Origin of the sequence: Paenibacillus maysiensis (assembly GCF_000520815.1) — a bacterium.
Lineage (GTDB): Bacteria > Bacillota > Bacilli > Paenibacillales > Paenibacillaceae > Paenibacillus > Paenibacillus maysiensis.
On record NZ_ASRY01000217.1, the window covers coordinates 1 to 13,869 of the forward strand.

Consider the following 13,869-nt stretch of genomic DNA (forward strand, 5'->3'; position numbering starts at 1 on the left):
TCATCTGGCTCGCCGTCTGGTTGGGCCAATGTATCAGCATTTGCTGCCGGTGGCCTGCTTTGTCGGAATCGTCATTTTGGTCACTGCGGATACGATTGGACGTTCCGTGTTTCAGCCGAATGCGATTCCGGCGGGTGTGGTGGTTGCTGTGGTAGGGGCTCCGTATTTTTTATTTTTGCTGTCCCGAACGAAATGACAGATGGAAAATGACAGATGGAATAGGTACATAAACTCACAAGCTGAAGCTTTCTAAATAATATGGAGCTTCTATGACATAGGAGGAATAAAGATGAAAAAAAATGGATTAAAGCGTTCATGGGTGGGCATGGTTCTTATTTTATGTATGGTGATGCTGTCCGCTTGTGGACAAGCAGCAGACAACAAAGCTGCCGATACGAAAGCAGCGGACAACGGCGAGAAAACGGTCAGCGCGGATTCGCGCATTGCTTCCATGTCCATTCATTTGACGAACAATCTGCTGGCGCTGGGTATTACTCCGGCTGGCTCGGTCATCGGTGGAGATGTTAAGGACTTTTTACCCCATGTAAAAGATCGGCTCCAAAATACCCGCAAGCTGGGCGTTGTCACAGACCCGGATATGGAAGCCGTGCTGGACCTGCAACCTGACCATATTTTTCTAGACAAAAAATATTCGGGAACCGATGTAGCCAAGTATGAAAAAATCGCGCCAACCGAGGTCTTTGATCTGGACGAGGGCACATGGAAGGATCAACTGAAAAAAATAGCTGTTATGGTCAAGCATGAAGCGCAGGCGGACGCTTTCCTGAAAGATTACGATGCCCAACAGGAACGGGTTAAAAAGCTGATCCATCAAAAAATAGGCGACGGAACCGTGATGGCTATTCGTGTTACAGCGAAGGAAGTCCGCGTAATGGGCATGAAGCGCCCGGTAGGTCCGCTGTTGTATCAGGATTTGGGCTTGAAGCCAGCCAAGGGTGTGGAAAAGATCAACAAGGCATATCAGGTCGTATCCCAGGAGGTTTTGCCGGATTATGATGCCGATGCGATCTTTGTCATTATCAGTAAAGGCGCGGATGCCCAAAAGGTGTACACGCAACTGGAAGGAAACGCGGTATGGCAAGGACTCAAAGCAGTGAAGCAGGGTCATGTCTACATGCTGGACGGACAGCCTTGGCTGGACTATTCGGCAATGGGACACAAAATCGCTCTGGATAATGCAGAGCAACTCTTTTCCAAATAAGCTTTAACGTACAGCATAGCCGTATTCCCTAATGCACTTATTGCAGGTGGGGAATACGGCTTTTTGGCGAACACCTAAGCTGCAAGTCGGATGCCAGATAGTTCCCAGGTCAGCCGACAACCGCTTTCTTTTCTGATATCATGTACGTCAACAAACCAACGTGTCAGCTCAGCCACTCCATAACCAAAAGAGCCGCCGCGAACAAAAATCGGGCAGCTCCGGTACACATGAGGATTGCGAGTTATGGACGTTTTTTGCGCAAAAAAATCGGCTTGAGCCCAATAAAGCCGATGGCGGCAAGGATCAGATTCACCCAGGGTGAAATGCTGAACACGGGCAGTGCGCTGCGCAGGGCCAACCCTGCGACCAGAATCACCACGACTAACACGATATATAGCAAGATGGACTTGAGGTCTATGCGGGGCTTCACGGGCATATAATCTTGCTGTGCTTCCTCTCCTTCTTCCGGGCGGTCCATAAAATTCATCAGCGCTTCAACCAGCAGAATGGCTCCTGCGGCGATGATGATCAGGGTAGACAGGTTAACTTTTTCGAAAGGAGCAACATCTCCGCCTGTGAACGTTACAAACCATCCGATAATCGCCTGTGTCAAAAAAAACATGGACAAGGAAATCCATGCAATAAGCGTATAATTTTTGGCTTTGCTCATTTCTTCCTCCTGCTTTGCGGGCGTATTCCGTCTGGCGGAACCGCCAATACGTAACAAAAACAGTATACGTGAGTAAGCTGCGGATGGCAAAAGGCTTTATCTAAGCAATGTATATTACCGCTGTATTCTCCTCAAACTGGATAAAGGGTGAGCATGCGGAGCATCCTGAATGTAAATGTGGAGAGGATGTGGCATTATGAAGCTGGATAAGCAAGCGGATTATGCGGTTAATAAACGGCTGGAAGCCGCTCCAGTTAGAAACAGTGTGGAGGCCTTGCCTGTGAACGTGAGTCATCGGAACGTTCAGGGGATATTCCCGACGTACCGTATTCTGGACGATGCTGAATGGGCTCAGGATACCGAGTTTGCAGGTGATCTGGGCGAAGAGAGCTACCACAGCTTATGGCATGAGGATCAGAATAGCGGTGCCTCTTACAGACTGGAATGGGAGGGGCGTACGGAGACCCACGAAATGTTCAGGAACAGCTACGAATAGTCTGCTGGATGAAGTTAATTTTCCCACCAAGTAATGCAATATGGCGTTCCTCGTTATCGTTGCGGGGAGCGCCATTTGTTCGTTTTTTCTCCGTTATAACTGACAGGTTGACAAGGAAGCAGGGCAATGATAGACTGACTTTACTATAAATCTTATTAAACTTATCGGAATTAAAGTGAAAGAATATTTTGCTGAGCATCTTAATTATCAATCATTAATCATAACAAGGAGCTTCGCAAGGTAGGGGTGCCCATGCAGCATAGCAGCTTGGTGACGGTGAAGCTTGAAACAGGGGGACAATCATGATGGAACGGCAAATTGGAATTCGCTTTGAAAATGAGGAGCTGGCCGCAACGATTCATTATCCGAGCAATCCGAATGAAGGAGACCGTCAGAGACGGGTACCGCTCGTAGTGATATGCCACGGATTTGTGGGCAATCGTATTGGGATAGATCGGTTATTCGTAAAGACTGCGCGTGAGCTTGCGGAAGGGGGATATTTTGTCCTGCGCTTTGATTTTGCCGGTTGCGGGGAAAGCACGGGTGACTACGGCAAGCAAGGGCTGGAGTCGATGATTAATCAGACACGTACCGTGCTCGATTATGCCGTGAATTGTGCAGACATCGACCCGACCAAGGTGACGCTGATCGGTCACAGTCTGGGTGGCGCGGTCGCCCTTCTCACAGCGGTACGGGACAAGAGAGTACAAAATCTGGTGCTTTGGTCGGCGGTTGGCTACCCGTTCAATGACATTGTTAAAATTACGGAGCGGAGCGTGTACGATGAATCCGTGAAAAGCGGTCAGGCCGACTATTTGGGCTACAAGTTCACACCTGCTTATTTTGAATCGCTTGCTCAGTTCCAGCCGTTTCAGGAGGCCGTCAAGTTTAACGGGGATGTGCTCGTTATTCACGGAACCTCGGATGATATCATTCCTGTGGATTATGCATTTCTGTTTCAAAAGGTATTTTGGATGCGTCCAGAGGGACGTTGCGACAAAGAAATTATTTTTCAGGGAGATCACACCTTCTCTTCCGGTAAAGAACGGCAACGGTTGATCGACCGGACGCTGGAATGGCTGGATAAGCAGGAGAATATTCAGAGGGATTGGCAGCACTGGATGATCTGATTTCAGGCTGTAACGGATTGTATTGGAAATTGCGCCTCCACCGGAGTAAAATGGAAGAGTAACACTATACTGGCGTGTGGAGGTTGGCAGCGATGACATTACCCTCAATTTTTGTTGCGCATGGTTCACCGACACTGGCTTTAGAAAACAATGCATACACCAGCTTTCTTGCAGAGCTGGGCGCGAGCCTGCCCCGACCCAAAGGAATAGTCATTTTTTCCGCGCATTGGGATAGTGCTGATCAATGTATCGGCGCGGATGATCAGCATGCAGCGTTGCACGATTTCTATGGCTTTCCTGAACAAATGTACACACTCGATTACCCTGCACCAGGCGATCCGAAGCTGTATGAGGAGATAGAGCATCTGTTCAGTCAGCATAACCTGTTCCACCAGCCGGTTCGGAACCGGGGACTGGATCATGGAGCATGGGTGGTTTTGCGGCATATATATCCTGATGCGGACATCCCGGTCGTCCCGCTCTCCATTGATTCTAGGCGCGCTCCGCAGGAGCAGTATGAGATTGGGCGGATGCTGGCACCATTGCGTGAACAGGGTATTTTGATCATCGGTAGCGGCGGGTTGGTCCACAATTTGCGAACACTCAAGCAGACGAATGAGCCTGCGGATTGGGCGGTTCAATATGATGACTGGATCGGTCAGCAGCTTCAGGACTGGAATTTGCGTCATTTGTTCCAATATGACAAAAAGGCTCCTTATGCCAAACAGGCGGTTCCCTCTTATGGGATAGAGCATTTTTCACCGCTGTTTTACGCGATGGGGGCAGCGGATGACCAGCGCTCGGCGAAGAAGCTTTTTCAGTCCTATGTCCTGGGCTCACTGAGTCTCAATTGTTGGGTTTTCGGGCAAGAACGTGATACGTAAATGTGAAAAAGAACTTCCGAATCCACATGGCTAGTGGGAATGGAAGTTCTTTTGTGTATATAAGGGAGTTACTGTAGGGTGTGTTCCTGTAAAACTTGATCAGGAAGTGGGTACGTTCTTTTTCAGCCAGTCGGATACCTGTGCAGTATGTTTATCCCCGTTTTGATCCAGCAGTGCCACGAAGGCTTTTAGTTTTTGTACATAAGGACTAGCTGAGCCACTGTTGCGTTGAATTACCAGTTGATATCCTTTTTTGGCGTTAGAATGAATCTTCTTGGTATCGTAATCGAATAATGGCGTATTGTTCGTGCCGTAGAAGGTATAGAAATAGTACAGATCATGCAATTCTTTGACAGCTAGTGTACGGTTGGAATGTGGATATTTGTTTAAAAAGTCTTCCTGTGCCAGCACCCGTCCAGACAACTGCTGATATCCGATATGCAGCGCGGCATCCTTGGTAGACGCCTGTCCAGATTCCACTGCCATGATGTCAATATAGCTGCGGATATCTGCCGTGGTGTACTTTCCGAAAACTTTATATTTTTCATAGTTTATTACAGGATAATACATACCTTCTGCGGTTTCCAGTTTGTATCCGGCATCTCTGGTTTGGGTCAGTAATTTCTTTAGGTTCGTATCCTTGGTGCGGCTAATTACATTTGTGAACGAATCGCCGGGTTTATAAATAGTATTGATTTTGGTCTGAACAGAAGCTGGGTATAAGGCTTGTGAATAAGAATCCAATTGCTTGGTTTGCGCATTTTCCAGATGAAGCGTCATGATGGTGACTTGAGAGGCTGGAATGGATTGAATGTGTTTTTGCAAATAAGCGAATGCCTGAGGTAGCTTGCCGGGTTGACGCAGCAGTTGCTCGAAGGTCTTGGAGATACCTTGAACACTTTCCGATTGAGACGTTGTTGTAGTCGATACTGCTGCTTCGGCTTGTGATGGATATCCCAGTCCCATAGTCTGTACTGTGAAAGTTACTGTCGCGAGCATGAGGTAGGCTTTGGTGATTTTTTTCATGATATAACCCTCCATGGCTTTCTTTGGTGTAACTGTAGTGTATAGGGGGAATGTATCGTGAGCATTCCGGATTGTATCCAACTTGTAAACGTTTAGGGCAATGATGAATCGGATATAAAAGGGAGATTTCAAACCGGGAGGAGGGACAGCGGCATAACTGCACAAGAACGAAAATTATAAGCCAGAATGCAGCATCGTAGCTGTACAAAGCCGAAACATATAAAAAAAGAAGCATTACTGCACAAAAAAACAACCATTAGCCCGGAGGGTAACGGTTGTTTTGGGGGTAGCTTAAGCTATTTTTCGAGCGGGATCTGCTGGAAAGGTATCTTTATTTTTACGGAACAGTCCACGCAGGAAGGGCAGTACCCAACGATCCAAGCCAATCCGTCCAGCGTTTGCGCCAGCAACGACAAGGAAGATTTCAAACAGCAGGTAGATTGCATTCGTGCTTACCGTGCCCGAGAACAGGAACGAGAAGTTCATGACCATTGCCATCAGGGCAGCTAATGTAGTCAGTGTACCAAGAAGCAGCCCAACTCCGACCAGGAATTCACCCAGTGGGATCAGTACGTTGAACAAACCGACATTTGGCAGGGCAAAGGCTTCAAGGAACGATCCCCACCAGCCTTGTACAGCGGGATGTTCTCCGCCTGTTTTAGCAATGGCCCCCGAGATAAATCCGCCTGCATCGAATCCGCCAGTCAGCTTCTCAAGTCCATGGGTCATCCATTCATATCCCAGATAAACCCGTACTATAGTCAGCAGCCACATTGCTACTTTATTTTCACGCAACCAGTTGTTAAACATTCAAACCACTCCTCTTTCGTATCTTATAATGTTGTTTGTATTTTATTTGGTTTGGGATGATCATCTCTGCTACACCCTTATTGTATTAGGTTCAGTTACAGTTTTTTGTGATAAAAATCACAAAGTATGAATATTTTTTAAATTTTAATGTCTTTAGATAAGTATTCTATAGAGATGAGGTGTTTCAATCGAGACAGAAACAGGAAATAACGCTTATAATGAGAAAAATGTCTAACTGGAGGGATGAACTTGTCCAGGCCCATTTTCAATCGAAGACGATGGTTGTGTGTGATGACCTCGGTTTTGCTATGTATGACCATGATGTCTTGTTCTGCTTTGTCCAAATCGGGTGAATCAGAACCCGCACCTCAACCGCTTAAGCAAGAAACACAGCCGGAGGCGCTTGAGCCGTCCAAGGAACCGACTATTCCGGCATTTATAGCTCCGCTTACGGGTCTTCCGGTGCAGCAGCCTGTTCTGGAACGACCGCTCGCCATTATGATTAATAACGCTCCAGCCGCACGGCCTCAGGCGGGACTTAGCGAGGCGGACATGGTATATGAAGTTCTCGCGGAAGGTGGAATTACCCGTTTGGTAGCTTTTTTCCAAAGTCATGGCGGAGATGTGAAAATAGGTCCGGTCCGCAGCATCCGGCCGTATCTGATTGAGCTGGGTGAAACTTATGGGGCATTGCCGATACACGCCGGGGGAAGTACAGATGCCTATGCGATTTTACAGCAGCAGCGAAAGGAGCATCTGGATGAGATTTCGAATGGGGGGGCTTACTTCTGGAGAAGCAAGGATCGCCGTCCTCCACACAATCTGTACACAGATGTGAACAGACTTCGCCAAGGAAGCGAAAGCAAAGGCTACGCCAGGCAGACGGTGGTTCCGGTATATAACTACCTTAAATCCGGTGAAACCTCGGTCATGGGGGACGAGGATGCAGTATCTTTGCAAATCCGCTTTTTGCTTAAAAGCTACAAGGTATCTTACACCTACGATCCGTCTGATCAGCAATATAAACGTTTTGTGAACGAAAAGTCACATGTGGATCAAAACAATAACAAGCAGCTCTCTGCGGCCAATGTCATTGTGATGAGCACCAGGCACCAAACGCTGGATGATGTAGGCAGATTGAGCGTTAAGCTGAATGGCAGTGGAGAGGCCATGGTGTTTCAACAGGGACGGCTGATACATGCTGAGTGGCAGCATACGTCCGGTGATGCGATTCGTTTTATGAAAAATGGAGTTGAAATTCCGTTAGTACCAGGTACATCCTATATACATGTAGTTCCGGCGGACGTTTCGTTGAACGAGCATGTAAGTGTAGAAGCAAAGTAAAGTATACGAAATTCACCTTTTAAGGTATAATTTGTCGGATAATGCACTTCCTTGTCGGGCAATGTATACTTAATATTGTGAAATTTGCCTTTACAAACTTTACAAAAACATTGATGAGTGTGATAAGATAGCAAAGGTTGTCTAATGCAGTCGAAACAGGTTGCGGATATTTTCGTAAAGGGGTAATCGTTAATGAGATTGAAGAAAAAGGATATATTCTTCGAGACGTTGGAAAATATGGCAGATACAATCGTGCAAGCAGCCGATTACTTTGCCCAACATACTTCAAATCTTCAAGATGTGGTTCTGTTTACTAATGAAATGAAGAAGTATGAAAATAAGTGTGATGATTACACACACACGATTATTACTGAGCTGAACAAGACCTTCATTACGCCGCTGGAACGCGACGACATCATGGAACTGACAACGACCATGGATGATGTGCTGGACGGTCTGGAAGCGACGGCCTCTCGTTTTTATATGTACAACATTACGGAGCCGGACGAGTATATTGTGCAGTTCGCTGATATTTTGCGTCAGTCGGCTTGTGAAATTCAGAAGGCTGTACATTTGCTTTCACAGAAAAAGCTGCTGGCCATCCGTGAATATACCATTCGCCTGAACGATTTGGAAAACCAGGGGGATGAGCTGTTGCGTATTTGCATCAAAAACCTGTTTGCAACCGTGACTGATCCTATTGAACTGATTAAACGCAAAGAATTGTACGAACGCCTAGAAACGACAACGGATTCATGCGAGGATGTTGCAAATATGCTGGAATCCATCATTATGCGTAACTCGTAAGGGAGTCCTTTTACATGGATACAAGTTTACTGGTATTAGGTATTGTTATTTTTCTTGCTCTGGCATTTGATTTTATTAACGGTTTTCATGATACGGCGAACGCTATCGCAACCTCGGTATCTACCCGTGCGTTGACGCCGCGTCGTGCGATTATTATGGCTGCGGTCATGAACTTTCTCGGAGCCATATTGTTTACAGGGGTTGCCAAGACGATTGGTGGAAGTGTCGCTGACCCTACCAAGCTTACGAACGGGATTGATATCGTCATTGCGACGCTGATCGCAGCGATTATCTGGAATCTGCTCACATGGTGGTTCGGTATTCCTTCCTCATCTTCCCACGCATTGATTGGTGCGCTGGCGGGGGCTGTGTATGTAGGTGCCGGATCGGAGAAATTGAACTGGAGTGGCTTCATCGGAATTGTCGAGGGACTTATTTTCTCCCCGCTGATTGCTTTTGTAATCGGTTATATCGTAATGATCATTTTAAAATACATCTTCGCTCGTCGCAGTCCGCATACGGTGAACAAAGGTTTTCGCACGATGCAGGTCATTACGGCAGCGATTCAATCGTTCACGCACGGTACGAATGATGCTCAGAAGGCAATGGGAATTATCACATTCGCACTCGTTTCGGCGGGTTATCAGGATCATCTGGAAGTGCCGATGTGGGTTAAAATTTCGGCCGCAACAGCCATGGCGCTCGGTACGTCCATTGGGGGCTGGAAGATCATCAAGACGATGGGCACCAAGATTTTTAAAATTGAGCCGATCAATGGCTTCGCTGCTGATATTTCCGGAGCTTCGGTTATTTTCACAGCCACGCTGCTTCATTTACCGGTAAGTACCACTCATGCCATTACTTCGGCTATTTTGGGTGTTGGGTCTGCGAAGCGTTTTTCCGCTGTACGTTGGTCGCTGGCTGGTCGCATTGTCATTACTTGGGTCATTACGATTCCAATTTCTGCTTTATTGTCAGGTTTGATTTTCAAAATTCTTTTTTAGTTCATCATTATTTCTCGAAAAATAAGTACACACTATAGGATACACAATAAGCTTCCGTCCGCTTTTTGCGGCAGGGGCTTATTGGCATTACAGGGGCAAAAACAGGTCTTTTAAACCTTACCCAACCAGACAGATCCATGAAACATTTTTAAAAAAATATCTGACATCAAAGTAGTCAATTTTTGATAACTCCTGTAGAATAAACAGAAAACTTTGAACCGTTCAACTGACTGGAGGAACTTATGCGAAAATCTGGAAAACTAATAGCGCTCATGATTTGTCTGTTTTTTGTGGTTGCTCTGGCCGGTAATTTCGGCGTAGTAGCACATGCAGAAAACAAAACAAAATATGATATCGGCACGGATACAACGTTCGCGCCTTTTGAGTTTGAAGATGTTGATGGTAAATTTGTCGGAATCGACATGGATCTGCTAGCCGCTATCGCCAAGGATCAGAATTTTGACTATACCATTAAGCCTCTTGGCTTTAATGCGGCAGTGCAGGCCCTTGAAACGAATCAAGTGGACGGCGTCATTGCCGGCATGAGTATTACAGATGAACGTAAGCAAAAATTTGATTTTTCTGAACCGTATTTTGATTCAGGTGTGGTCATGGCGGTCCGTAAGGATAATGATACGATTAAACGCTATGAGGACCTGAAAGGGCAGCGTGTCGCAGTTAAAACAGGAACAGAGGGCTATACGTTCGCAGAGTCCATTAAGGCCAAATATGGCTTTACTACGGTTCCGTTCGATGATTCCTCTCAAATGTACGATGAGGTTAAAACTGGAAACTCAGTCGCATGTTTTGATGACTATCCGGTGCTGGCATACGGAGTGACACAGAATAATGGGCTCAAGCTTGTGACAGACAAGGAAAAAGGCGGTTCTTACGGTTTCGCTGTCAATAAAGGCAGAAACCAGGAGCTGGTGGAGAAATTTAATGCAGGGCTTGTGAATCTTCGCAACAGCGGGGAATATGACAAAATCATGTCCAAGTATCTGGGCGAATCCGGCAAAGGTGCGGCACCTGTAGAGCGTGGTCGTTGGGAACTCATTTCCGCTTCTCTGCCTTCGCTGATCAAAGGAATGGGAAATACGCTGCTGTACACGCTTGTATCCCTGCTGGTAGCTTTTGTGCTGGGTCTGGTGTTCGGCTTTATGAAGGTGAGTCACAATAAACTGTTCCGTGGTATTGCAACAGTTTTTGTCGATGTTTTCCGTGGTATTCCGCTGATCGTACTTGCTTTCTTTATTTACTTTGGGATTCCGCAGGCACTGGATTTTAAAATGCCGCTCTTTGTCGCGGCCGTACTGACGTTGTCTCTGAACGCGGGAGCTTATGTGACAGAGATAATCCGTGGAGGTATTCAGTCCATTGATCCGGGACAAATGGAAGCGGCTCGTTCTCTTGGTTTGCCATACCGGACGGCTATGCTCAAGATCATTTTGCCGCAGGCTGTGAAAATCATGATCCCATCGTTTATCAATCAGTTGGTTATTACGTTGAAGGATACGTCAATTTTGTCCGTTATCGGTCTGGTCGAATTGACCCAATCAGGTAAGATCATTATTGCGCGGACGTTCCAATCCTTTGATATTTGGCTGGTGGTTGCGGTGATGTATCTTATCGTCATTACAGTCCTGACCAAAATTTCCAACCGTCTTGAAGGGAGAGTTCGCCGTGGGTAAAATTATCGTCAAGAACCTGAAAAAAAGCTATGGCAGTAACGAAGTACTGAAGGGCATTGATATGCAAGTACAGGAAGGCGAGGTTGTCTGCGTCATTGGCCCCTCGGGTTCGGGGAAAAGCACGTTTTTGCGTTGCATTAACATGCTGGAGGAAATTACCGCAGGCGAGGTCATCGTGGATGACTACAACTTGAGTGACAAGAGTGTGGACATTAACAAGGTCCGTGAAAATATAGGTATGGTGTTTCAGCATTTCAACCTGTTCCCGCATATGACGGTGCTTAAGAACATTATGTTCGCGCCGACAGAGCTGGGTAAACAGTCCAAGCCAGAGGCCCGGGAGACCGCGTTGAAGCTGCTGAAGCGTGTGGGGTTGTCCGATAAGGCAGATGCATTGCCAGGACAGTTGTCCGGCGGTCAGAAGCAGCGTGTGGCGATTGCACGCGCGCTGGCCATGAACCCGGATATTATGCTGTTTGACGAGCCGACCTCGGCGCTTGATCCTGAAATGGTCGGAGAAGTGCTCGGCGTCATGAACGATCTGGCCCGTGAAGGTATGACGATGATGATCGTGACGCATGAGATGGGTTTTGCACGCGAAGTAAGCGACCGTGTCGTGTTCATGGACGGCGGCTACATCGTGGAGGAAGGAACGCCACAAGAGGTATTCGGTAATCCGCAAAATGAGCGGACGATTAGTTTCTTAGAGAAAGTATTGTAAGTGGGGCAGGGTTTGCGTTGAATGTGTGAGATGTGCTCTTTGTGAGACGCTCCGCGGTCCATTTGATCTTTCGATCGCTGTTGCCCCCGGATTTCCTGAATAAGCTCATGGCTGGAGAAATCCGGGGGCAAAGGCGAGCGCTGACGCTTCTTCAGATTCAAATGGACCGCTGCGCTACTACTCGCTGAATCGACTTCCTTTTTTCACAGAAGCCTGCCCCACTCTTTTGGGGTGGAGCAGGAGAGGGAACTGGCAGCGCTGTGCTTGCTGCGCTGGGGGAATAACGAGGTAAGTATTATATTCTGGTAGTAGATCCATTTTGCTTTTTTTAGAAAATGAACTAAAGAATACAACGAGTTGAACGAGAACGAAGTGGGCGCAACAGCGATGGGAAGCACCATCCGACCGCGGAGTGGCACTTCGTAGGACGCAGGTGGTTGTTCTTTTATGATGTTTATTTCCATAAGTGGAGGGCTTACTTTGAAGATCAGGACGGCTAGAGAAGAGGATATTCCAGCCCTAGCTTATTTGATGGAGGAATTGGGTTATCCTACATCTGTAGAGGAAATGAAGCAGAGATATGATCGTATCGCTTCTAATCCTAACTATCATACCCTGGTGGCCGAAATTGAAGGCGAAGTGGTGGGGATGGTTGGGCTACACTATGATATCTTTTATGAAAGAAATGAAGATTATGCGCGTATCGTTGTTTTTGTGATGGATTCGAAGCATCGTAATAAAGGCATCGGTAAGGCGCTAAATCAGGAAGCGGAAGCTTGGACCAAAGAGAATGGTTTGGTTGCCATTGCTTTGAACAGCGGTAATCGGAGTGAGCGACAGGATGCGCATCAATTTTATCGACGGTTAGGCTATGAAGCGACAAGTACAGGCTTTGTGAAATTAATTGAAGCATAATTATCATTTGAGTTGCATTGTATTGTATAAGGATATCTTGGGGGATTGTGATGGCCCAGGGGTATCCTTTTCTTTATTTGGCTATATGAAGCATGAATACGGGGCTTGAGATTTGTATAACGCTGAATAGCTTATATACAATGTAAATAGAATCAATGACAGTAGTGTTAGGCGAGGGGGTTGTACGGTGATACGTACATTGGTTATAGGCCATGATCATCGGGTGATAGTGGGGCAGCCACTGGAGCAGATCGTCATGGAGGATTATATATGGATGTGGGTGGATTTTAGCGAGCCTACCGATCATGAATCGGAGCTGCTGACGAGTTATTTTCATTTTCATCCGTTGGCTGTAGAAGATTGTTTGCATGTTCTGCAACGTCCAAAACTGGATTACTACGAGGATGTGCAATTTCTGGTGGTACATGCGCTGGATGTAGATACATTGGATGCGGAAGAAGTGGATATGTTTATTAGCAGCCGTTTCTTGGTGACATACCATCATCATGAACTGGAGGAGCTTGATCAGGCTTGGGAGCGGATTGTCCAGCATGCTAATGAACGCAAAATTTGGTCGCGTGGGCCGCTGGCTGCGGCTTATACCGTGGTGGACAAGCTGGTGGATAACTATTTCCCGAGTTTGTTCATGATTGAGGATGAGCTGGCAGAGCTGGAGAGCCTAGGCGGGCGTGAATCGGTGGAGGACTTGATGAAGCAGGTATTTGCCCTGCGAGGCAGGCTGCTCAAGCTGCGCCGTACGATTGTGCCGATGCGGGATTTGGCGTACCGGGTTCTTAATTCGCAGCATGTACAGGGTAAAGGGGAGCATAGGGCCTATTTTACGGATATTTATGACCATCTGCTCAAGCTGACCGACATGCTGGAGGCCGACCGCGAAATGACAGCCGACCTGAGAGATAGTTATATTTCGCTTAATTCCAACCGCATGAATTCGATCATGAAGACGTTGACCGTCATTACGACTATTTTTATGCCCCTGACGCTGATTGCGGGTATCTATGGCATGAATTTTTCGTATATGCCCGAGTTGGGCTGGAAATACGGTTATTTTGGAGTACTGTTCTTTATGTTCATATTAAGTGCGGCGATGGTAATCTGGTTTATGCGTCGGGGCTGGTTCAAATAAAA

At 46.9% G+C, this 13,869-nt stretch carries 15 protein-coding genes; 12 read left to right on the forward strand and 3 right to left on the reverse strand.

What is annotated here, in order from left to right:
• Both L696_RS28655 and L696_RS0115845 read left to right on the forward strand, forming a co-directional pair.
• On the forward strand, nt 1–196 hold a 196-nt coding region (locus tag L696_RS28655; protein WP_155985404.1), incomplete at its 5' end, for an iron chelate uptake ABC transporter family permease subunit.
• 93 nt (nt 197–289) lie between these two features.
• The gene (locus L696_RS0115845) at nt 290–1,222 is read left to right on the forward strand and encodes an ABC transporter substrate-binding protein (RefSeq protein WP_025684522.1); all 933 of its coding nucleotides are present in this window, start codon (nt 290–292) and stop codon (nt 1,220–1,222) included.
• Nucleotides 1,223–1,463: 241 nt separating this feature from the next.
• Here L696_RS0115845 and L696_RS0115850 read toward each other — a convergent pair whose 3' ends face one another.
• Nucleotides 1,464–1,892, reverse strand: coding sequence for a hypothetical protein (locus tag L696_RS0115850; RefSeq protein ID WP_025684523.1), 429 nt, complete (start codon nt 1,890–1,892; stop codon nt 1,464–1,466).
• A gap of 196 nt (nt 1,893–2,088) precedes the next feature.
• Here L696_RS0115850 and L696_RS0115855 point away from each other — a divergent pair, with 196 nt between their 5' ends.
• The 3 genes from L696_RS0115855 (at nt 2,089) to L696_RS0115865 (ending at nt 4,402) form a co-directional block, all read left to right on the forward strand.
• The gene (locus L696_RS0115855; protein WP_025684524.1) at nt 2,089–2,388 is read left to right on the forward strand and encodes a hypothetical protein; all 300 of its coding nucleotides are present in this window, start codon (nt 2,089–2,091) and stop codon (nt 2,386–2,388) included.
• A 305-nt stretch (nt 2,389–2,693) separates the two neighbouring features.
• On the forward strand, nt 2,694–3,518 hold the full coding sequence (locus L696_RS0115860) for an alpha/beta hydrolase (RefSeq protein WP_025684525.1): 825 nt from the start codon (nt 2,694–2,696) through the stop codon (nt 3,516–3,518).
• A gap of 92 nt (nt 3,519–3,610) precedes the next feature.
• Complete coding sequence (locus tag L696_RS0115865; RefSeq protein ID WP_025684526.1) at nt 3,611–4,402, forward strand: dioxygenase family protein; 792 nt, start codon at nt 3,611–3,613, stop codon at nt 4,400–4,402.
• Between the two features lie 99 nt (nt 4,403–4,501).
• On the opposite strand, the gene L696_RS0115870 is transcribed toward L696_RS0115865, so the two are convergent.
• Together L696_RS0115870 and L696_RS0115875 are read right to left on the reverse strand one after the other, a co-directional pair.
• On the reverse strand, nt 4,502–5,428 hold the full coding sequence (locus tag L696_RS0115870) for a hypothetical protein (RefSeq protein ID WP_025684527.1): 927 nt from the start codon (nt 5,426–5,428) through the stop codon (nt 4,502–4,504).
• Between the two features lie 291 nt (nt 5,429–5,719).
• Nucleotides 5,720–6,238 (reverse strand): DoxX family membrane protein, encoded by a 519-nt coding sequence (locus L696_RS0115875; protein ID WP_025684528.1) that lies wholly within the window; start codon nt 6,236–6,238, stop codon nt 5,720–5,722.
• A gap of 243 nt (nt 6,239–6,481) precedes the next feature.
• Between L696_RS0115875 and L696_RS0115880 the strand changes: the two genes are divergently transcribed.
• The 7 genes from L696_RS0115880 to corA all read left to right on the forward strand — a co-directional run bounded on the left by L696_RS0115880 (nt 6,482) and on the right by corA (nt 13,867).
• Nucleotides 6,482–7,582 (forward strand): DUF3048 domain-containing protein, encoded by a 1,101-nt coding sequence (locus L696_RS0115880; RefSeq protein ID WP_425339321.1) that lies wholly within the window; start codon nt 6,482–6,484, stop codon nt 7,580–7,582.
• Nucleotides 7,583–7,774: 192 nt separating this feature from the next.
• On the forward strand, nt 7,775–8,389 hold the full coding sequence (locus tag L696_RS0115885) for a DUF47 domain-containing protein (protein WP_025684530.1): 615 nt from the start codon (nt 7,775–7,777) through the stop codon (nt 8,387–8,389).
• A 14-nt stretch (nt 8,390–8,403) separates the two neighbouring features.
• On the forward strand, nt 8,404–9,393 hold the full coding sequence (locus L696_RS0115890; protein ID WP_025684531.1) for an inorganic phosphate transporter: 990 nt from the start codon (nt 8,404–8,406) through the stop codon (nt 9,391–9,393).
• 272 nt (nt 9,394–9,665) lie between these two features.
• Complete coding sequence (locus L696_RS0115895; protein WP_425339322.1) at nt 9,666–11,084, forward strand: amino acid ABC transporter substrate-binding protein/permease; 1,419 nt, start codon at nt 9,666–9,668, stop codon at nt 11,082–11,084.
• Nucleotides 11,077–11,805, forward strand: coding sequence for an amino acid ABC transporter ATP-binding protein (locus L696_RS0115900; RefSeq protein WP_025684533.1), 729 nt, complete (start codon nt 11,077–11,079; stop codon nt 11,803–11,805). Before L696_RS0115895 ends, L696_RS0115900 begins: the two co-directional genes overlap by 8 nt.
• A 480-nt stretch (nt 11,806–12,285) precedes the next feature.
• The gene (locus tag L696_RS0115905) at nt 12,286–12,720 is read left to right on the forward strand and encodes a GNAT family N-acetyltransferase (RefSeq protein ID WP_025684534.1); all 435 of its coding nucleotides are present in this window, start codon (nt 12,286–12,288) and stop codon (nt 12,718–12,720) included.
• 187 nt (nt 12,721–12,907) lie between these two features.
• Nucleotides 12,908–13,867: a magnesium/cobalt transporter CorA gene (gene corA / locus L696_RS0115910; RefSeq protein ID WP_025684535.1), complete on the forward strand. Its 960-nt coding sequence runs from the start codon at nt 12,908–12,910 to the stop codon at nt 13,865–13,867.
• Nucleotides 13,868–13,869: the final 2 nt, after the last annotated feature.